21 protein-coding genes are annotated in these 20530 nt (G+C 29.7%); 13 read left to right on the forward strand and 8 right to left on the reverse strand.

Going from position 1 to position 20530, the window contains the following annotated elements; translation table 11 throughout:
• Window positions 1–6 precede the first annotated feature (6 nt).
• Window positions 7–1191, forward strand: a complete 1185-nt coding sequence (locus tag CP960_RS05050) for an aromatic amino acid transport family protein (RefSeq protein WP_101184326.1) — start codon at window positions 7–9, stop codon at window positions 1189–1191.
• A 61-nt stretch (window positions 1192–1252) separates the two neighbouring features.
• Here CP960_RS05050 and CP960_RS05055 read toward each other — a convergent pair whose 3' ends face one another.
• From CP960_RS05055 to plsY, 6 genes are all read right to left on the reverse strand, one after another.
• Window positions 1253–2482, reverse strand: a complete 1230-nt coding sequence (locus CP960_RS05055) for a porin (protein ID WP_101184327.1) — start codon at window positions 2480–2482, stop codon at window positions 1253–1255.
• A 120-nt stretch (window positions 2483–2602) separates the two neighbouring features.
• The gene (gene prfB, locus CP960_RS05060; protein WP_101184328.1) at window positions 2603–3700 is read right to left on the reverse strand and encodes a peptide chain release factor 2; all 1098 of its coding nucleotides are present in this window, start codon (window positions 3698–3700) and stop codon (window positions 2603–2605) included.
• Window positions 3700–4341, reverse strand: a complete 642-nt coding sequence (locus CP960_RS05065; RefSeq protein ID WP_101184329.1) for a c-type cytochrome — start codon at window positions 4339–4341, stop codon at window positions 3700–3702. Before CP960_RS05065 ends, prfB begins: the two co-directional genes overlap by 1 nt.
• 149 nt (window positions 4342–4490) lie before the next feature.
• Window positions 4491–5729, reverse strand: a complete 1239-nt coding sequence (locus CP960_RS05070) for a major outer membrane protein (protein ID WP_101184330.1) — start codon at window positions 5727–5729, stop codon at window positions 4491–4493.
• Window positions 5730–5904: 175 nt separating this feature from the next.
• On the reverse strand, window positions 5905–6216 hold the full coding sequence (locus tag CP960_RS05075) for a dihydroneopterin aldolase (RefSeq protein WP_101184331.1): 312 nt from the start codon (window positions 6214–6216) through the stop codon (window positions 5905–5907).
• Between the two features lie 21 nt (window positions 6217–6237).
• Entirely contained in the window at window positions 6238–6861 is a 624-nt protein-coding gene (gene plsY / locus CP960_RS05080) for a glycerol-3-phosphate 1-O-acyltransferase PlsY (protein WP_101184332.1), read from the reverse strand.
• 122 nt (window positions 6862–6983) lie between these two features.
• On the opposite strand from plsY, the gene nadA reads away from it, so the two are divergent.
• The 12 genes from nadA to ribD all read left to right on the forward strand — a co-directional run bounded on the left by nadA (window position 6984) and on the right by ribD (window position 18335).
• Window positions 6984–7976 (forward strand): quinolinate synthase NadA, encoded by a 993-nt coding sequence (gene nadA, locus CP960_RS05085; RefSeq protein WP_101184333.1) that lies wholly within the window; start codon window positions 6984–6986, stop codon window positions 7974–7976.
• Entirely contained in the window at window positions 7973–8794 is an 822-nt protein-coding gene (gene nadC / locus CP960_RS05090) for a carboxylating nicotinate-nucleotide diphosphorylase (protein WP_101184334.1), read from the forward strand. The genes nadA and nadC overlap by 4 nt, the downstream gene beginning before the upstream one ends.
• A gap of 56 nt (window positions 8795–8850) precedes the next feature.
• Entirely contained in the window at window positions 8851–9834 is a 984-nt protein-coding gene (locus CP960_RS05095; protein ID WP_101184335.1) for a DHH family phosphoesterase, read from the forward strand.
• Window positions 9821–11197, forward strand: a complete 1377-nt coding sequence (locus CP960_RS05100) for a M23 family metallopeptidase (RefSeq protein ID WP_101184336.1) — start codon at window positions 9821–9823, stop codon at window positions 11195–11197. Before CP960_RS05095 ends, CP960_RS05100 begins: the two co-directional genes overlap by 14 nt.
• Window positions 11194–12093: a UDP-3-O-acyl-N-acetylglucosamine deacetylase gene (gene lpxC, locus CP960_RS05105; protein WP_101184337.1), complete on the forward strand. Its 900-nt coding sequence runs from the start codon at window positions 11194–11196 to the stop codon at window positions 12091–12093. Before CP960_RS05100 ends, lpxC begins: the two co-directional genes overlap by 4 nt.
• A gap of 9 nt (window positions 12094–12102) precedes the next feature.
• Window positions 12103–12558 (forward strand): hypothetical protein, encoded by a 456-nt coding sequence (locus CP960_RS05110; protein ID WP_101184338.1) that lies wholly within the window; start codon window positions 12103–12105, stop codon window positions 12556–12558.
• A 13-nt stretch (window positions 12559–12571) separates the two neighbouring features.
• Entirely contained in the window at window positions 12572–13453 is an 882-nt protein-coding gene (gene thrB / locus CP960_RS05115; RefSeq protein WP_101184339.1) for a homoserine kinase, read from the forward strand.
• A gap of 34 nt (window positions 13454–13487) precedes the next feature.
• Complete coding sequence (locus CP960_RS05120; RefSeq protein WP_101184340.1) at window positions 13488–13766, forward strand: DUF448 domain-containing protein; 279 nt, start codon at window positions 13488–13490, stop codon at window positions 13764–13766.
• Window positions 13756–16452, forward strand: a complete 2697-nt coding sequence (gene infB, locus CP960_RS05125; RefSeq protein WP_101184341.1) for a translation initiation factor IF-2 — start codon at window positions 13756–13758, stop codon at window positions 16450–16452. Before CP960_RS05120 ends, infB begins: the two co-directional genes overlap by 11 nt.
• A gap of 2 nt (window positions 16453–16454) precedes the next feature.
• Window positions 16455–16808, forward strand: coding sequence for a 30S ribosome-binding factor RbfA (gene rbfA / locus CP960_RS05130; protein ID WP_101184342.1), 354 nt, complete (start codon window positions 16455–16457; stop codon window positions 16806–16808).
• 6 nt (window positions 16809–16814) lie between these two features.
• Entirely contained in the window at window positions 16815–17243 is a 429-nt protein-coding gene (gene rimP / locus CP960_RS05135; protein WP_101184343.1) for a ribosome maturation factor RimP, read from the forward strand.
• An 81-nt stretch (window positions 17244–17324) separates the two neighbouring features.
• Window positions 17325–18335: a bifunctional diaminohydroxyphosphoribosylaminopyrimidine deaminase/5-amino-6-(5-phosphoribosylamino)uracil reductase RibD gene (ribD, locus tag CP960_RS05140; protein ID WP_101184344.1), complete on the forward strand. Its 1011-nt coding sequence runs from the start codon at window positions 17325–17327 to the stop codon at window positions 18333–18335.
• Window positions 18336–18367: 32 nt separating this feature from the next.
• Here the strand turns inward: ribD and efp are convergent, their stop codons facing one another.
• Both efp and serA read right to left on the reverse strand, forming a co-directional pair.
• On the reverse strand, window positions 18368–18928 hold the full coding sequence (gene efp, locus CP960_RS05145) for an elongation factor P (protein WP_101184345.1): 561 nt from the start codon (window positions 18926–18928) through the stop codon (window positions 18368–18370).
• Between the two features lie 8 nt (window positions 18929–18936).
• On the reverse strand, window positions 18937–20520 hold the full coding sequence (serA, locus tag CP960_RS05150) for a phosphoglycerate dehydrogenase (protein ID WP_101184346.1): 1584 nt from the start codon (window positions 20518–20520) through the stop codon (window positions 18937–18939).
• Window positions 20521–20530 lie beyond the last annotated feature (10 nt).

A 20530-nucleotide genomic window follows, 5' to 3' on the forward strand; every position in this document is an offset into this window, starting at 1 on the left:
TATAGTGTGAATAAGAATAAATTATTTGGGAGTATGCTAATTATTGCTGGTACTACAATAGGTGCAGGAATGTTAGCATTGCCAATTGCTAGTGCTGGTTTAGGCTTTACAGTCTCTTCAATTGTTATGATAGTTATTTGGGCATTTATGGCTTATACTGCTTTACTTATGATAGAGGTGCACCAATTTGCTTCAAAAGACGCTACTTTACATACCTTAGCATACAAATTGCTTGGACGTAAAGGACAAGTAGTTGCAAGTTTTTCTATGATGTTTCTATTTTATGCTTTGTGTGCTGCATATATTGCAGGTGGGGGAGAGCAAGTATATGAGAAATTAAAATTAATTTCAGAAGATTTTCCTATTCAAAGTGGAGCAATAATATTTACATTAATTATTTCAAGTGTAGTAACAATTAGTACAAGAAGTGTAGATTTATTAAATAGATTTTTATTTGTAGTTAAATTTGTTGTTTTAGCAGTTATGTTGGCTTTTTTATTCCCTTTTACTTCAATAGAAAAGTTAGTAAATATGCCAACAAGTAATGCTTTAGTTTTAGCTAGTTTACCAGTTGTTTTTACATCTTTTGGTTTTCATGGTTCAATTCCTTCAATTGTAAAATATGTAGGAAAAGATATAAAATCTTTAAAAATTATTATGTTGACTGGTTCAGCTTTACCTTTAATAGTATATATTTTATGGCAATTGGTATCTCATGGTAGTATCTCACAAACACAACTATTAGAAAATGAGTCTTTAAGCTCATTTATAAATGCTTTAAGTGTAGTAGTAAATAGCTCTTATATCTCTGCAATGATTTCAATATTTGCAAACTTAGCTTTAGCTACTTCATTTTTAGGGGTTAGTCTAGGACTTTTTGATTTTATTCAAGATGTATTATCAAGTAAAGAAAAAAGAGCTTCAAGAGTAATAGCTTCATTAGTTACATTTTTACCGCCATTAGGTTTTGCACTATTTTATCCTCAAGGATTTATTAAAGCTTTAGGTTTTGCTGCATTTGCTTTGGTTATTTTAGCGCTATTTTTACCAGCTGCTATGGTATATAAACAAAGACAATCTACAAATGAAGGTTATAAAGTTGCTGGAGGAAATTTTGCTTTAGTATTAGTTGCTTTATTTGGTCTATGTATTATTTTAGTTCAAGTTTTACAAATATTTAAAGTTTTATAAGCATAAAAAAAGGAAAGCTTTTAAGCTTTCCTTTTTAAGAAGTTACATTTAAACTTTCAAATTAGAAAGAGTATTGTACTTGCAATCTTCCTCTTGTAGAATCAATATCATCACCATTGTTATCATCTTTTTTCTCATATTGACCAAATCTTACATATGTTGATAAGTTTTTACTCATATTATAAGTTAATTGAGTATAAATCTCTTCTTGGTCTGTTGAGTTAGATTTAGAATCTGTATCTAAGTTAGTATATTTTAAAGCTACATTTAATTTTGGCATAACTTGTGCGTCAACTGATGCAAACACAATTGAAGCATCCGAAATCCCTGATAATGCAATATTCCAGTGCTCATCATAACCAGTAGCAGCACTATAATCTAGTGCAGTAACTCCACCTTCTTCATCAGTTTCACCATATCCTAAGTGAGCTCCAAAGATTCCCATGTTTGCTCTCATACCAAGTTTCCATAGTTTATTGTCATCTGATGAGTTATCTAAATCTAAAGAAGTATATCTAGCATACGGAGCTAATTTTACATCACCAATGTTATATTTAGCAGATAAACCTATAGTAAATGCATCAAATATATCTTGCATATCAATATACCAAGCATCTGCATTAATACCAGCAATATTTAACATTGCACCTGCAGTTATAATATTTTTATCTCCAAAATCATCATTTGAAGTTGATGGTAAATTAATTGTATCCCCATTTGAGTCAGTTAATGAAATAGTACTAGAAGAATTCTCTTTAGGTAGATAATCTCCAGAAGTACCTAAATTTGTTTGGTTAAAATATGCACCTGCTAGAGTAACAGGACCTACATTTGTAACTGCTAAGATACCAGTACCAGTTTGTTCATCACCCATTGCATCTCTATGTAAAGTAAATGGAGTTGCTAAACCTTGCTTACCAAGTGTAATTGAAGTATTTGCAATTCCAGTGTAAGTAAAGTTTACTTCAGATAGAGTCATGTCAACATTTGCATCTCCATCATCATGAGTGCTTAAAGATACAGGAGCTGTATCTGAACCAATAATAAATCTTGTATTTGCAGTGATATCTTCATTTACTTGAGATTTTACATTTACAGCAATTTTATAGTTATTAGATGTTGAACTATCATCTAATCCACCTGTATTCTCTTCATAATCATTATATCTGTATGCTACAGTTCCTGATACATCTACATTTTTAATTGCTTGCTCTAAATCTTGCGCGTTTGCACATGAAAAAGAAGCTAGTGCAATTGAAGTTGCTAAACTAAGTTTTGCGAATTTCTTCATTTTGTTTCCTTTGTGTTGTTTAAGTTGCAATTATTATATAAAAATTATATTTAAGTTTTATTAAAAAGAGTTAGGTTTTATAAGTAAATAAAAAATAATTTCAAATATTACTATTTGAAACTATTTTTTTGAAGTTGCAATTAGTACATCTTCAATGATTTTTGTAATATCTCCATCTAAGATTGCATTAACATTTGAGTATCCTATATTACTTCTTGTATCTTTTACTTGCTGATAGGGTTGAAGTACATAAGAACGTATTTGATGTCCCCATCCAATTTCACTTTTATCCGTTTCATTTGCTTGAGATTTTTGTTGTTCCAATTCTAATTCATAAAGTCTAGACTTTAGCATCTTCATAGCACTTGCTTTATTTTTGTGTTGGCTTCTATCGTTTTGACACTGAACTACAATATTTGTAGGAATATGAGTGATTCTAATAGCACTTTCTGTTTTATTTACATGCTGTCCACCAGCACCACTTGCTCTGTATGTATCAATTCTAATATCTTTATCTTCAATTTGAATGTCAATATCATCATCAATTTCTGGACTTACCATAACTGAAGCAAAAGAGGTATGCCTTTTGGCATTTGAATCAAAAGGTGAAATTCTTACAAGTCTATGAATACCATTTTCAGCCTTTAAATACCCATATGCATTTTCACCTTTTATGATAAAAGATACATCTTTAATACCAGCTTCTTCCCCATCTTGATAATCTAAAATTTCAATCTTATAATCATATCTTTCTGCCCATCTTAGATACATTCTATAAAGCATACTTGCCCAATCTTGTGACTCAGTTCCACCAGCTCCTGGATGAATTGAAACAATTGCATTTAAAGAGTCGTTTTCATCACTTAACATAACTTCAATTTCAGTTTTTCTTACAAGCTCTTCAATTTCAGAAGCTTCTTCATAAAGCATAGATAAAGTATCTTCATCTTTATCTTCAAGTGCTAGTTGATAAATATCATTAGTATCTTCAAAGGCACTATTTGCTTTATCAAACTTCGAAAGTCTGCTTAGAATTCTATTTTTTTCAATACCAACTTTTGTAGCAAGAGATACATCATTCCAAAAATCTGGATTCTCTTCTTGCTTTTGGATTTGTTCTAATCTTTGTTTTAGCTCATCTGGTTTTAAAATACTTGTAATATTTTCTAATTTTTTATTTAGTAGCTTTAAAAGCTCACTATATTCATAAGCGTCCATTATTTAGTTTTTTCTTCTTCTTTTTTTTGATTTATACTTTTTAAATAAATATATACATTTTTAACATCTTTATCGTTCATCAATAGTGCATATGGTTTCATAACGAAAGCCATTCCTCTATCATATGTACCTAAGTTATAATCTCTAATTGAGATAGCAAAATCTTGTAAATTTAAATCTTTTATAGGTCTTGATACATTTCTAGCTTTTAATTCACCTTTTTCTCCATGACATGAAACACATTTGTTTTTATATAGTTTCTCTCCTGATTTACTTTTTCTTACATAGATTTGTTGTTTTTTAAGAGCAATTTCCTCTTTTTTTCTTTGCTCTAATCTTTGAAGTATTTTTGTTTCAAGTGCAGCTTGGTCAACACTACTTAATCCTTTTTCTTCTTTTTTGAAGATATATATGTAGTTGTTCCCATTTTTTGTTGAAGTGATTTTTATATCATCTGTTTTCCAACCTTCATTGTTCATCTGTTTTGCAGATTTAAAGCCTTTACACTCTCCTCCATGTAGTGCTGTATTTTCAATAGTACTCATATCTTTATGATTTTCTTTAAAGCACATTGTTGTTTGTGCTGTTGCTATTGTAGCTGTCAATATAGAAGCAAGTGCTATACTTGGTAGAAATTTCATTTACATCCCTTTTTTTAAATTGGTATATTATATCAAAGTTAATATAAATAGTAATTTTAAGAGTGTAGATGTGAAATTATTCTTATAAAAAAAAGCTAGAGACAAAAGTCTCTAGCTTAATTTTGAGTTTAGTAGTTTAAACTTTCTTATTAGAAAGAGTATTGTACTTGTAATCTTCCGATTGTTCCATCGTTGTCGTGACCATTTGTTTGTTGGTCTTCTAAGTCTGCTTCACCAAATCTGATGTATCCACCGAAGTTTTTAGACATTTGGTAAGTAGCTTGTAAGTAGTACTCTTTATCTGTTGTGTCAGGTCTTTTTGTACTTTCATCATCTCTATCTAAAACATTGTAGTTAAGAGCTAAGTTTAATGAAGGTAAAACTTGAGCATTAACATTTAATTTTAATAATGAAGCATCATTAACACCATTTAAGTTCATAGTCCAACCTTGGAAAGCAGTTTTAGCGTCATTATCTAAACCACCAATTCCACCTTCTGAATCAGTCCAACCATATCCAACATTAGCACCAAAAATTCCCATTTTTGCACCTAATTCAACTTTTGTTAATGAATGATCTGCAGAAACATCATCTAAATCTAATTCAGTGTGTCTTGCACCAATTGATAATTTAACATCACTTATATTAAATTTTGCTAATGCACCTAAAGTATAAGTATCAAATACATCTTGCATATCTAAATACCATGCATCTAATGCAACTGGTCCAATGTTACCCATAAGACCTAAAGTAGCTATGTTTTTATCTCCAAAGTCATCATTTAAAGTTGACCCTAAATCAATTGTGTCTCCATTTGAATCAGTTAAAGTTACAGTTGTTTCAGAATTTAAACCAGGAAGAATATCACCAGAAGTTCCTAAGTTTGTTTGGTTGAAATATGCACCAGCTAAAGTAACAGGTCCTACATTTGTAAGAGCTAAGATACCAGTACCAGTTTGCTCATTTCCATCTGAATCAATAGCTACAGTCCATGGAGTTGTTAAACCTTGTTTACCAACATTTACTGTAGTATTAGCAATACCTGTATATGAGAAATAAACATTTGATAATTCTACATCAACATTTGCATCTCCACCATTTGTGTGATTTAAGCTTGCAAAACCACCATCAGCACCAGCTACTAAAAATCTAGTAACAGCAGTAACATCATCATTAACTTGTGATTTTAAAGTTAAACCAATTTTATAATTGTTTGTGTCTTTATCTTTTGTGTTTTCATCAAAGCTTCTATCATCATATCTATATACAACTGTACCAGATACGTCTACGTTTTTGATTGCTTCTTCTAATGCTTTAGCTGAAGAAGTAGTTGAAAGACCAGCAACCGCTACAGCAGCTACTAAACTCATTTTTGCGAATTTTTTCATTTGTTCTCCTAAAATTTCGAAATTTAATAATCAGTTTACCGGAGCGCGCGAACCATTCTAAAAGATTTAGAAACCTTTCCCGATACACCGTTATGCAAATTGTACATAAGTAAATTTTAAAGTTTTCTTAAAATAAGTTTTTTAGGCAGTTTTAGACATAAATTTAAGTTTATTTTTACTTTGAAACCATTACTTTACAGTTAGGCATAATATGGGGCTTACAAATTGTTAGTTTCACTTTTGTTACATTGTATTTGTCATGAATATGTCTTTTAAGGTACTTTATAGCGTCTTCTATAAGTTTAAATCTCTTTTTTTTCATAATATACTCTATATCTTGTGCCACATCAGCATAGTTTACAAAGTATTTATTTTTATATTTATATTTTATTTTGCAAGTAACAATTACAGTTTGTTTTTTTTCTCTTTCAAAAGGAAGTATTCCAATAATACACTTAAAAGTTAAATCTTCTATTTTTATTTTCATTTTATCTAAAAGAAAAGTTAATTATATAACTTTTCCTTCTTCTCCTTTGATAAGTCTAATGATATTTGGAATATGTTTATAATAGATTATAAAAGCAATTATATACATAGGTGCATTGCTTCCAACTTCTAGTTGGTTATTAAGTAAAATAGCACTTAAAACCACAGTAGTTAATCCTAAAAGTGAAGATAAAGACGAAACTTTTAAAACTTTTGCACAAAATATCCAAGCTATTGCACCAATTAGTGTAGGAATAGGAATTAAAATTAGAAAAACTCCAAGTCCAGTAGCAACTCCTTTACCACCTTCTAATCCCAAATATATAGAGTAACAGTGACCAAGAACTGATAAAACAGCTATTGCCCAAAGTGTTTCTTGAGGCATATTTAAAAGCATAGCAACTATTAAAACGGCTGTACCTTTTAAAGCATCTAATATTACTGTTGCAACTCCAAGTTTTTTTGCTAAGCTTGGATTTGTTTGTTTTACTACTCTTAGAACATTTGTTGCTCCAATAGATTTACTTCCTTCGTTTTTGATATTAACATTTGCAAAAAGTTTGGCTAAAATTAGACCAAAAGGAATAGAACCAACCAAATAAGCTGCTAAGTAAAATATCACGTTTGAATTTGTTAAAAAATCCATACAGTACCTTTATAAAAATTTTATTCTTTTTTAATTAAAAAGATTATAACAAAAATTTTGTTATATTCCCATTATCTATTTATAGTTAAAAAACTAAAATAAAAACCACAAAGGTTAAAACTTTGAACTTAAAAGAAGAGATATTAAAACTAAAAAAGAATTTAGATGTAACAGTAGTTGCACACTTTTATCAAAGAGATGAAGTTTTTGAATTAGCTGATATTGTAGGAGACTCTTTAGAATTAGCAAAAAAATCAATGGAAACAAATAGTAAGTTTGTACTTTTTTGTGGTGTTGGTTTTATGGGAGAAGGTGTAAAAATCTTAAATCCTAAAAAAAGAGTTTTAATGCCAAAAATTGCCTGTTGTGCAATGGCAAGAATGATTGATGGTGATTATTATGATGATAGTATTTTAAAACTAAATGAAGCTGGAATTAAAAGTGAAGATATTTTACCAATCACATATATAAACTCAAGTGCAGCAGTAAAAGCTAGAGTTGGAAAAATGGGTGGACTTGTTTGTACTTCATCAAATGCTTATAAAATTATACAAAAAGGTTTAGAATCTGGTAAAAAGATACTTTTTGTACCAGATAGATGTCTAGGACAAAATTTTGCAAAACAGATGAATCTAAAATCAGCTGTTATAGGAGATGGAACAGATTTAAAGAAAGCTGATATTATTTGCTATAATGGTTTTTGTTCTGTTCACCAACAGTTCACCGTAGAAGATGTGGAGTTTTATAAAGAGAAATATGATGATATTTTGATTGCTGTGCATCCTGAGTGTGACCCAAGTGTTTGTGATGCAGCAGATTTTGTAGGTTCTACTTCTCAACTTATAAAATTTATAAAAGAGTTACCAGTTGAACAAAAAGTTGCAGTTGGAACAGAGTTTAATATGGTAAATAGATTAAGAGAAAAGAATACTTTTATCTTAAGCTCAACAAAACCTGAGTGCCCAACAATGAATGAGACTACTTTAGAAGATTTATATAAAACTTTAAAACTTATGGAAAAAGAGCAAGAAGAGCCATATGAAGGTGAGATTTTAATAGATGAAGAAGAATCAAAATGGGCAAGAGTTGCACTTCAAAGGATGTTTGAAATATGATTAATATAAAAAAGTTTGTTAAAAATGCTATTATTGAAGATAATGGTAGGGGAGATTTATTTTTTGATGTAGCTCCAAAAGGAAGATTTACAGCAAGAGTTATATCTAAAGATGATGGTGTAATTGCAGGGGTAAAATATGCCAAAGTTTTAGCAAGAACTGAAAAGTTTGAATGTAAATTTTTAAAAAGAGATGGAGAGATAGTAAAAAAAGGCGATGTAATTGCAAAGCTTGAAGGAAAAGCCTCTATTTTATTATCTAGTGAAAGAACTTTTTTAAATATTTTACAACATGCAAGTGGAATAGCAACACAAGCAAGTAAATATGCAACTTTAATTGAAGGATATGATGTAGCTTTACTTGATACTAGAAAAACAAGACCTCAATTAAGAGATTTTGAAAAATATGCTAGTAGAGTAGGTGGAGCAATAAACCACAGACTTGGTCTTGATGATTGTTTAATGTTAAAAGATACACACTTAAAAACAATAGATGATTTAAGTGAATTTATAAAAAAAGCAAGAAAAAGAATCTCATGGGTTACAAAAATAGAAATAGAGTGTGAAACTTTTGAACAAGTAGAACATGCAATGAAATCAGGTGCAGATATTATTATGTGTGACAATATGCAACCAGTTCAAATTGAAGAAGTTGTAAAGTTTAGAGATGAGAATTATCCTCATATATTATTAGAAGCAAGTGGAAATATAAACCTAGATACAATTCAAAGTTATGCTAAAACTGGTGTTGATGCTGTAAGTAGTGGAAGTATTATTCATCAAGCTACTTGGCTAGATTTTTCTATGAAGTTTGATTAGTGATTAACTTTTTGTTAGTAATTGCTTGTTAAAATTGCAAAGGAGTAAGAAAGTAGATGAAAAAAGATTTTATACTGGATAATAAATTAGATTTTGCCAACTATAAGGAGGCATTGGATCTAATAGAAAAGAGTAGATATATACTTATAATAACTCATGTTAATCCAGATGCCGACTCTATCTCTTCAGCTCTTGCTCTTTCAAATCTATTTTTTGAAAATAGAATTAAGCATAAAGTTTTTAATGTAAGTAGTGATTTACCTCAAAATTTAGATTTTATTAATAGGTTTGATAAAATCACTGACCAGTTACCAAAATTTTATGATTTAGCAATTAGTGTAGATTGTGGAACAATTAAAAGATTAGGATTTGAGTTACCTAGTGATATTCCATTGATAAATATAGACCATCATAAATCAAATGATGATTTTGGAACTATAAATATTGTTGATTCAAATAGAAGTTCAACAGCTGAAATAGTCTATGATTTTTTTAAATTTAATGGTTTATATATTACAAAACACTCAGCAACAGCACTTTATACTGGAATTTATGATGATAGTCTTAGATTTAGTATTGCAAGGTGTGATGAAATGACCTTTGAAAAAGCCAATTTTTTAGTTAAATGCGGAGCAAATCCATCATTTATAGCAAATAAGCTTTTAAGAAGGGACTCTTTAGCAAAGTATAGAGTAATTCCTAAGGTTTTAAATAGTTTAGAACTATTTGATGAAGGAAAAATAGCTTTTATTAAAGCAGAGCCTTTATGGCTTAAACAAACAGGTGCACATGTAAGAGATTGTGAAGATGCACTTGATATGATAATGAGTATGGCAATAGTAAAAATTGCTGTATTTTTAAGAGTAGTAAATAATGAAATTAGAGTATCTGCTCGTTCAAAGGGTGAAATAGATGTATCAAAACCTATTTCAAAATTTGGAGGAGGCGGGCATACCAATGCCGCTGGATGTACTTTAGAAACTACTAATTTAGAAGAAGCAAAAAATATGGTTTTAAAGGAAATTCTTGAGACGAGGTAGAAGTAATTCAATAAATATTATAGTAATTGTAGTTTTATTAGTTGTTATAGGTGTTGGGGGATTTATATATTTATCACCACAGTTTGAACAAAACAAACCCCTAATCAAATTTGATGAGAAAAAAGAGTATTGGAATTTAAAAGATTCACTAAATGTAAATATAAGTGATGAGAGTGGAATTAAGTATTATAAAGTAATATATAAAGATGATAAAAACGAAACTGTATTAGAGAAAAAAGTATTAACTGAACCAAAAAATAGTATAGATGTAGAGATAAAATCTCCAAAGCTTGATATTTTCTTTAAAGGTAAAGATGTATCAATTATAGTTGAAGCAGTAGATAAAAGTAAATGGAACTTTTTTGAAGGTAACAAAATAGTAAAAGAGTTCAAAATTAAAATTGACAAAAAATCACCTGTTGCAAATGTAATCTCAAACTCTTTTGCAATTAGAAGAGGTGGGAGTGCTGTAGTAGTTGTTGAAGTAAAAGATGAAAATTTAAAAGATGCGTATATCTCTTTTAATAATGAAGAGAGATTTGAATTAATACCATTTTATAAAGATAATTTCTATATTTCACTTATAGCTTGGCCTGTAACAATAAAAGATTTTCAAAGAGTTAATTTAGTTGCTATTGATAAAGCAAACAATAAATCACTTACAAAAGTTCCTTTATATATTAGAAAATTAAGAGTTAAAAATGACAATATAAAGATTTCTGATACTTTTGTAAGAGATATTAGCTCAAATGTTTTACAAAAAAGTGGTTTAGATGTACCAAATAATACAAAAGAGATTTTTGTAAAAGAGAATAGAGTATTAAGACAAATGAATACTGATATTGTAAAAGAGATTACTAGAAAATTTATGAATAAAGATACAATTGAAGATTTTTCTATTAGACCTTTTCAAAGATTAAGTGGTTCTAAAACAGTTGCAGGCTTTGCAGATAGAAGACACTACTATTATAATAATGAAAAAATAGATGAAGCTTGGCATTTAGGAATGGATTGGGCAAGTATTAAAAATGCTACGATTAAGACAACAAATAGAGGAAAAGTTATATTTAATGACTATTTAGGAATATATGGAAATACTATAATTATTGACCATAAACTAGGTTTACAATCACTATATGCTCATACAAGTAAATCTAACGTTTCAGTTGGACAAATGGTAGAAGCAAATAGTATAATTGGAAATACAGGAAGTACAGGAGCTGTATTTGGAGATCATTTACATTTTGGTGTATTAGTTCAAGGAGTTGAAGTAAATCCTTTAGAATGGATGGATAGAAACTGGATTAGAACAAGAGTAACAAATGTAATTAAAGAAGCTAAAAAGGTAATCAATAGCAAATGAGACAAAGAACAATAGCAAAAAGTGTAGAAATAGTAGGAATAGGACTTCATAAAGGTGTTCCTGTAAAAATGAGATTAGAACCACTTGATTCTAATATGGGAATAATCTTTTATAGAAGTGATGAGGGTATTACTATTCCTTTGGCAATTGAAAATGTAGTTGATACAAAAATGGCAACTGTAATTGGTAAAGATGGTGTAGTAGTATCTACAATTGAGCATCTATTATCTGCACTTTATGCTTATGGTATTGATAATATTAGAGTAGTTTTAGATAATGATGAGGTTCCAGTTCTTGATGGAAGCTCATCAGGGTATTGTATGTTAATAGATGAAGCTGGAATAAAAGAACTAGAAGCATCAAAAAAAGCTATAAAGATAAAAAAAGAGGTTGAAGTTACTACAAGTGAAGGGAAAAGAGTTGCTTTAAAACCATCAAATCATATAATTTATGATTTCTCTATTGACTTTGACCATCCTGTAATTGGTGAACAAAAATTTCATTTTGATTATTCAATTGATGAGTATAAAGAGAGTATTAGTAAAGCTAGAACTTTTGGTTTTTTGCATGAAGTACAATATTTAAGAAGTATTGGACTAGCCTTAGGTGGAAGTATGGAAAATGCTATTGTATTAGATAATACAAAGGTTTTAAACCCAGAAGGCTTAAGATATGATGATGAGTTTGTAAGACACAAAATACTTGATGCAGTAGGTGATATGGCACTTCTTGGATATACTTTAGTAGGTGAATATGATGCACATGCTGGAAGTCATTACTTAAATCATCTTCTAACAAAAAAACTTTATGAAAATGAAGAGAATTATGAAATAATAGATTTAGAAGAGGCTGATGAAGAATCAAAAGTATTCCAAACAGCTTATGCAAGAGCTTAAGGAAAGAGTTTGATTGATATTTTTGTAATTAGTATTGCTAATCCTATATTAATTGGAATTTATGAGAATAATAGATTAGTAAAGCAAATAGAAAAAGAGGGTAAAACCTCTGATATATTACCAATTGTAATAGATGAAATATTAAAAAAATATGAAAATATATCGGGTTTATATTTTGTAAATTCCCCAGGTTCTTATATGTCTATTAAAGTAACTTATGTTTTTTTAAAAACTATAAGTATTACTAAAAATCTCCCACTTTACGCAAGTAATGGCTTTAATTTTAATAAAAACTCACCTATAAAAGCTTTGGGTAAAAAGTATTTTATTAAAAAAGATGATACTATTAAAGTAGATTTTTTAGATAATGATACTAAAATACACGACTTTAAATTGCCAAATAGTTTAGAAAAAAAACTATTTAGTGAAAATACATTACCAATATATAATTTACCAGCGGTATAACAAAGGAAAAAGATTGAGAGTAAGCGTACCAGCTACAAGTGCCAATATGGGACCAGGTTTTGATACTTTAGGGATTGCTTTAAAGATGAAAAATCAAGTGGTTATAAAACCTTCTAAGTTTCATAGTGTATCACTTAAAGGTGAGGGTTCAAATAACCCTGCATTAAAAGATAACAATATGTTTATCTCTATATTTAATGATTTTTATCATAATTTATCAACAAAAAGAAGAAACTTTAGATTTGAGTTTTTCAATGAAGTGCCCATGTCAAGAGGATTAGGTAGTTCATCTGCTGTGATTGTAAGTGCAATTGCTTCTGCTTATGCAATTGAAGGAATAGATTTACCAAAAAAGAAACTATTAAATCTTGCATTAGCTTATGAAAATCATCCTGATAATATTACTCCAGCAGTAATGGGTGGTTTTAATGTTGCTACTGTACAAGATAATGAAGTAAAGTTTATTAAAAAAGATATGCCAAAGTATTTAAAAGCTATTGTTGTTATTCCTAACAGACCAATATCAACACATATGTCAAGAAAAACTTTACCATATAAATATTCAAAAGATGATGCTGTATATAATCTTTCACATTCATCTTTATTAACAGCTGCTTTTATGACAGAAAATTGGGAGATGTTAAGAGTAGCATCTTTAGATAAATTTCATCAAAAATATAGAATGAAACAGATGCCAGAGTTATTTGAAGTTCAAAAAGCATCATTAAAAGCAGGTTCATTAATGAGTACTTTATCAGGTTCAGGTTCGACTTTCTTTTCAATTGCTCATGCTGATGATGCAAAAAGAATTGAAAAAGAGTTAAGAGTAAAATTTCCACATTTTAGAGTATTTATAACTGATTTTGATAACTACGGCGCAAGAGTTGATAAGTAAAATTTCAAAATTAAGAAAAAGTTGGATATAATAATTGGCTGATTTAAAAAGACCTTTACGAATGTGTATAATTTGTAGGGCAAGATTAGAAAAAAAAGAGCTATTAAGACTAAAGTGTGAATCTAAAAATCTTATAAAGTATAATGGTTTTGGAAGAAGTTTTTATATTTGTAACTCATGTATTGATGAGTTTTTAAACCAAGAACTTAATAGCAAAAAGAATAAAAAAATAGAAAACGCTCTAAATAGAGAGTGCAAAAATAAAGACGAGTACTTAGTACAACTTAAGGAGATATTAACAGATGTCAGATAAAGTAAGAGTATATGAGATTGCAGATGAGGCTGGAGCTAGTAGTAATGAAGTTATTAGTAAAGCAAATGACTTAGGAATAGAATTAAAATCACCTCAAAGTGCAGTATCATTAGAACAAGCAGAAGAGATTGTAAACTACATAATGACCGGAGCTAGTGCAAAAGTAAAAGCAAAAGCACCTGCAAAAGCAAAAAAGCCAGTTGCAAAAAAAGAGAAAAAAGAAGAGCCTAAAAAGCAAGATAATGAACTGAAGAAAGCTGAAACTTCAACTAGCACTAAAAAACAAAACGCTGAAATAAATAAAACAGACAAGCCAGAATCAAAAAAAGAAGAGAAAAAAGAAGAAAAAACATCTGCAGAAGAAAAAAAACAGCCTGTTAATACTCAACGTGACGAAAAAACAAATAGAATTATACCTAAAAGAAGAGGTCTAAAAATAGTTAAAAAGAAGAAGCCAGCTGCTTCAAAACCTCAAGAACAACAAACTGCTTCATTAAATGGTGAAGATACACCAAAACAAAAAATGAAATCACTTAGTGAAATTTTAGGTGGAGGAAATGAAGAAGAGAAAGTAGCTCCTAAAACAGCTACAACTGCACCAAAAACAAAAATTAAAAAAGAGAAGAAAAAAGTTCCACCAAAAGCTCATACACATGGTAAAAAATTAGAAATTGATACATCAAAAGATTTTACAAATAGTGATGATTCTTTATTAGGTGAAGAAGTAGTTTTATTAGATATGGGTATATCTGATAGTTCAAAACTATTTGAAGAACAAAAAAATAATAACAATAATAATAAAAATACAAAACAAACAAGAAGTTCTAAACCTGCTGCTTTTGGAAATAGACCTCAAGGTTTAAGAAGAAAGAAAAGAAAGAAAAGAATTAAAAGAGTTGAAGAGACAAAAGAGATAACTGAAGTTACTATACCTGAAGATATTAGAGTATATGAGTTTGCAGAAGCTTGTGGAAAATCTCCTGCTGAAGTAATTACTGTACTTTTTGGTCTTGGTATGATGGTTACTAAAAATGACTTCTTAAAACAAGATGAGTTAGAAATACTTGGTGAAGAGTTTGGAATTGAAGTTACTGTAAAAGATGCTTTAGAAGATGCAAACTATGTAGATGATTATTATGAAGAAGAAGTTGATGAGTCGAATTTTACTACAAGACCTCCTGTTGTAACAATTATGGGACATGTTGACCATGGTAAAACTTCTTTATTAGATAAGATTAGAAGTTCTAAAACAGCTTCAGCAGAAGCTGGTGGTATTACTCAACATATTGCAGCTTATACAATCAAACAGAATAATCAAAAAATTACTTTTGTAGATACTCCAGGTCACGCAGCCTTTTCATCAATGAGAGCTAGAGGTGCTAGTGTTACAGATGTAATTATTATTGTTGTTGCAGCAGATGATGGTGTAAAACAACAAACAGAAGAGGTAATTTCTCATGCTAAGGCTTCTGATTGTCCAATAATTGTTGCTGTTAATAAAATGGATAAAGAGGGTGCAAATATCGATATGGTAAAAGCACAAATGGCAGAAAGAGAGCTTACTCCTGTTGATTGGGGTGGAGAAATAGAGTTTATCCCTGTTTCAGCTAAAACTGGTGATGGAATTGATGATTTATTAGAAAATATTTTATTACAATCTGAGATTTTAGAGCTACAAGCTGACCCTGAAGCAAAAGCAAAAGCGACTGTTGTTGAATCTTCTTTAGAAAAAGGTAGAGGACCTGTTGCAACTGTTATTGTTCAAAATGGTACATTAAAAGTTGGTGATAATATTGTTTGTGATACTACATATGGTAGAGTTAAAGCTATTACTAATGATTTAGGTAAACAAGTTAAAGAGTTAGGTCTTTCTGAAACAGGAAGAGTGTTAGGTTTAAATGAAGTTCCTGAATCAGGTGCAATAATGGTAACACAAGACTCTGATAAAGAAGCAAAAGATATTGCAACAAAAAGAGCAGAGCATGCTAGAGCTAAAGAGTTGTCTAAATCAACAAAAGTTTCACTTGAAGAGATGAGTGGTCTAATCGCAGAAGGAAAAATCAAACAACTTCCAGTTATTATTAAAACTGATGTTGGTGGTTCTCTTGAGGCAATTAAAGGAAGTTTAGAACAAATTCAAAATGATGAAGTAAAAGTAAAAGTAGTTCATGCAGGTGTTGGTGGAATCACTGAATCTGACCTTATTTTAGCAAGTGCTAGTGAGGGATGTATTATTTTAGGATTTAATGTAAGACCAACAGGAAGTGTTAAAAATAAAGCAAAAGCTGATGGAATTACAATAAATACTTATTCAATCATTTATGATTTAATCGATGATGTAAAAGATACGCTTTCAGGTATGATGAGTGCTATTGTAAGAGAAGAGAATACAGGTCAAGCAGAAGTTAGAGATACTTTTGTTGTTCCAAAAGTTGGAACAGTTGCTGGATGTTTAGTAACTGATGGTAAAGTTATTAGAGGTGGTCATGCAAGAATTATTAGAGATGGAGTTGTAACTTATACTGGAAAAATCTCAAGTCTAAAAAGATTTAAAGATGATGTTAAAGAAGTTACAAACGGATATGAGTGTGGTGTAATGTTTGAAAAATTCAATGATATAAAAGTTGGAGATTTTATTGAGACATTTATCCAAATTGAAGAAAAAGTACACATAGACGATAAATAATTATGAAAAGCGTAAACTTACAAAGAACAGAGTCTTTATTAATGGAGTTAGTTCCAGAGGCTCTGTCAACTTTAAAAGATAGCAGAATAAACTCACTTTCTATTACTGATGTGGATTGTAAAAATGGAAAGTATGATGCGACTGTTTATTATGATGGAACTGACTATACAAAAGAAGAACACAAAGTTTTAAATTCACTTTTAAATAAAGCAAATGGGCATATAAAATCTTACTGCTTAAATGCAACAGGGTGGTACAAATGTCCAAACTTCAAATTTAAAGCTGATGATACTTTAGAACATAGTATGAAAATGGAAGCTTTATTTGAACAAATTAAATCAAAAAAAGAGGATTAAACTTACATGAGTTTAGAAGAATCTATAAAGATGACAGTAGAAGGTTGTGGTGCACAACTTTATGATATTGTTACTACAAAAGAGAATGATAAAAATATATATAGAGTATATATTACAACTAAAGGTGGAGTTTCACTTGATAAGTGTGCCGAGATTTCAAGACTTATATCTCCTATTTTAGATGTTGAGGAACCAATGAGTGGAAACTATAACTTAGAAGTTAGTTCTCCAGGAATTGAAAGAAAATTAAAAAAGATAGAACACTTTAAAGCCTCTGTTGGAGAAAAAGTAAAAATTAAAGATACTACTTCTGAAGTTTATAAAGGTGAACTTTTAAAAGCAGATGATGAAAAAATTATTGTTAAGACTGAGTTTACACAAGAAGAAATTTCATATGACTCAATATTAGCAGCTTCTACATATTTTGAATGGTAATAGAGAAATCTTCTCTATTACTTTTAACTAACTCTTTACTACATTTAATATATACTTAACAAAAACTTTTCGGAAATTATAATGAAAATAGATAATAAATTTTTTATGAAACTAGCTATTGATGAAGCTTGGAAATATCAGTTTTTGACATATCCAAATCCTGCTGTTGGATGTGTAGTAGTTAAAGGTAACAGTGAGATTTTAAGTATTGAAGCACATAAAGAGGCTGGAATGCCACATGCAGAAGTTAATGCACTTAAACAGGCTTTTTTAAAGTACCATCCAAATGATGTTATTAAAACTTTAAGTGATAGTTTTGAAATTCATGACTATTTAATTAGAAATCATAATGGCTTTTTTAATGATTGTACTATATTTGTAACATTAGAGCCTTGTAATCATATAGGCAAAACTCCTTCATGTGCAAATTTAATAAAACATTTAAACCCCAAAAAAGTTGTAATTGCCCATGAAGATATAAATAAAGAAGCAAAAGGCGGCCAAAAAACATTAGAAGAAGCATCAATAGTATGTGAACTAGGGTGTATGAAAAAAGAAGCATATGAGCTATTATATCCATTTTTGAAGTGGAATAGTAGTAGCTTTGTTTTTTATAAAATGGCACAAACATTAAATGGTACAGTTGATGGAGGAAAAATCTCTTCAAATCAAACACTTGCATATGTTCATACACTAAGAGATAGAATTGATTTAATGGTAATTGGTGGAAATACTGTAAGAACTGATAGACCAACACTTGATGCAAGATATGTAGTAGGACGTGCACCCGAAGTTATGATATATTCAAAGAACAAGATTTTTGATAATCAAATACCACTTTTTAAAGTACCAAATAGAAAAGTATTTATAAGTGATGATTTATTTAAGATTTTAGATTATAAGTTTGTGATGATTGAAGGAGCATACACTCTTTTAGAAAAATTAAATGAAAAAATAGATTATTTAGTTTTATTAATAAGTCCAAAAATTAGAAATGGCTTAAATGCAATAAACCAAATTGATTTAGATTTTAAAATTGTACATGAAAATTATATTGGTAAAGAGAAGATAGTATATTTGAAAAGAAAATAAAAAAGAGTGAATATCTTCACTCTTTTTTAACGCTATTTAACTTTTTCTAAATACTCACCAGTTCTAGTATCACATTTGATAATATCATCTTCAACTAAGTGAAAAGGCACTTGTACCACAGCACCACTTTCTAAAGTAGCAGGTTTTTTACCACCTTGTGAGTCACCTTTAAAGTTTGGTGGAGTATCTACAATTTTTAGTTCAACTGTCATAGGAGGCTCAACTGTAATAGCCTTACCATTGTAGAACATCATTTCAACATTCATACCATCAATTATCCATTTTTCAGCATCTCCAACTTGGTCATAAGTTAAACCAATTTGCTCATAGCTTTCTGTATCCATAAATTGTAGCATTTCACCATCATCATATAGATATTGCATAGTTTTTTGTTGTAAATCTGGAGTTTCACATTTATCACCAGCATGGAAAGTTTTTTCAATTACTTTACCATTTAAAAATGATTTGATTTTACATCTTACAAATGCAGCGCCTTTTCCAGGTTTTACGTGTTGGTATTCAGTAATTTTATAAGGGATACCTTCCATTTCGATTTTTAATCCCTTTTTTAATTCACTCATTGAAATTGCCATAGTTCTCCTTAAATTTCAGCATAAGAAACAGAAATAGCTGCTTCTAAATTAGCAAGTTTATTTAAAATTTCATGATTAACAGTTCCATCAACTAAAATAACTGCTAATGCACAATCTTTACCTCTAGAAAGTCTAAAATCTGCAATATTAATACCTTCATTGCCTAGTACTTTTCCTACTTCTCCAATTACACCTGGTACATCAGAGTTTCTAAGAAGTATCATATTGCCTTTTGGCTCAATATCAAATGCAAAGTTATTAATACCTATGATTCTTTGCATATTTTCATTAAATACAGTTCCAGAAATAGTGCTTACACCTTTTTCAGTAGTGATTTTAACAGTAACTTTATTACTATATCCACTATTGTGAGTAAGTTGAGTAGTATCAAAAGTAATACCTTTTTCTTCTGCCCAGAATTTTGCATTAACATAATTAACTTCTTCTCCACCAGATACAGAAAGTGCACCAACTCCTGCAAATGTTGATAAAGAGTCTAAATATTCTGATATTTCCCCTTCTGCTGAAACGTTTATTGATCTAATAGCACTTTTATCACTTTGAGCTAATAAGAATGCCATTTTCTGTGTTAATTCGATATATGGTTTTACAAAAGAAGGAATTTTACTTTCATCAATTGGAAGATTTAGAGCATTTGGATATGCACTTCCTCTTGCAGATTCAATAGCATTTTGTGCAGCTTGAACAGCAATTTTCTTTTGTGATTCTCTTGTATTTGCACCTAAGTGTGCAGTTACAGTAATATTATCTAAATCTAAAAGAGGGTGGTTGTTTGCAGGTTCTTTTTTAAATACATCAATACCTGCCATTGCAATTTTTCCAGATTTTAAATTATTATATAGTGCCTCTTCATTATATAAACCACCTCTTGCGCAGTTTATAAGAATAACACCATCTTTCATTTTTGCTATCTCTTCTTCACCAATAATATCAAGTGTTTCTTGATTTTTTGGTGTATGTATAGTAATAATATCACAAGCTAAAATATCATCAAAGTTTTTAGTATATTCAACACCCAAATCAGTTGCTTTTGTTGAAGGAATATATGGGTCATAAGTTACTACGTCCATCTCAAAAGATTTAGCTCTTAACGCAACTCTATGTCCAATATTACCAAAACCAATAACACCTAATTTTTTACCAAATAACTCATTTCCATACCAATCTTCTCTTTTCCAGATTCTATCTTGTTTTAATTGATTGTGTGCATAAGGGAATTTTCTCATACAAGATAACATGTGAGCCATTGTAAGTTCAACTGCTGCTAAAGTGTTTGCTGTTGGAACATTCATAGCAATGATTCCTCTTTTGCTACAACCTTCCATATCAACATTGTCGTATCCAACACCAGCTCTAACTACAGCTTTTAAGTTTACAGCTGCATTTAAAAATTTCTCATCTACATCTGTAGAACTTCTTGTTATTGCTACATCAGCATCTTTTATTACATCTAAAAGTGCAGTTTTATCTATATCAGCGGCATAAACGTAGTTTACGTCCTCTGTATTCTTAAGGATGTTTAATCCATCCTCATGAATATGGTCACAAACTACGATAGTATGTTTACTCATTTTTAAAATC

The organism is Malaciobacter halophilus (assembly GCF_002837275.1).
Classification (GTDB): Bacteria; Campylobacterota; Campylobacteria; order Campylobacterales; family Arcobacteraceae; genus Malaciobacter; species Malaciobacter halophilus.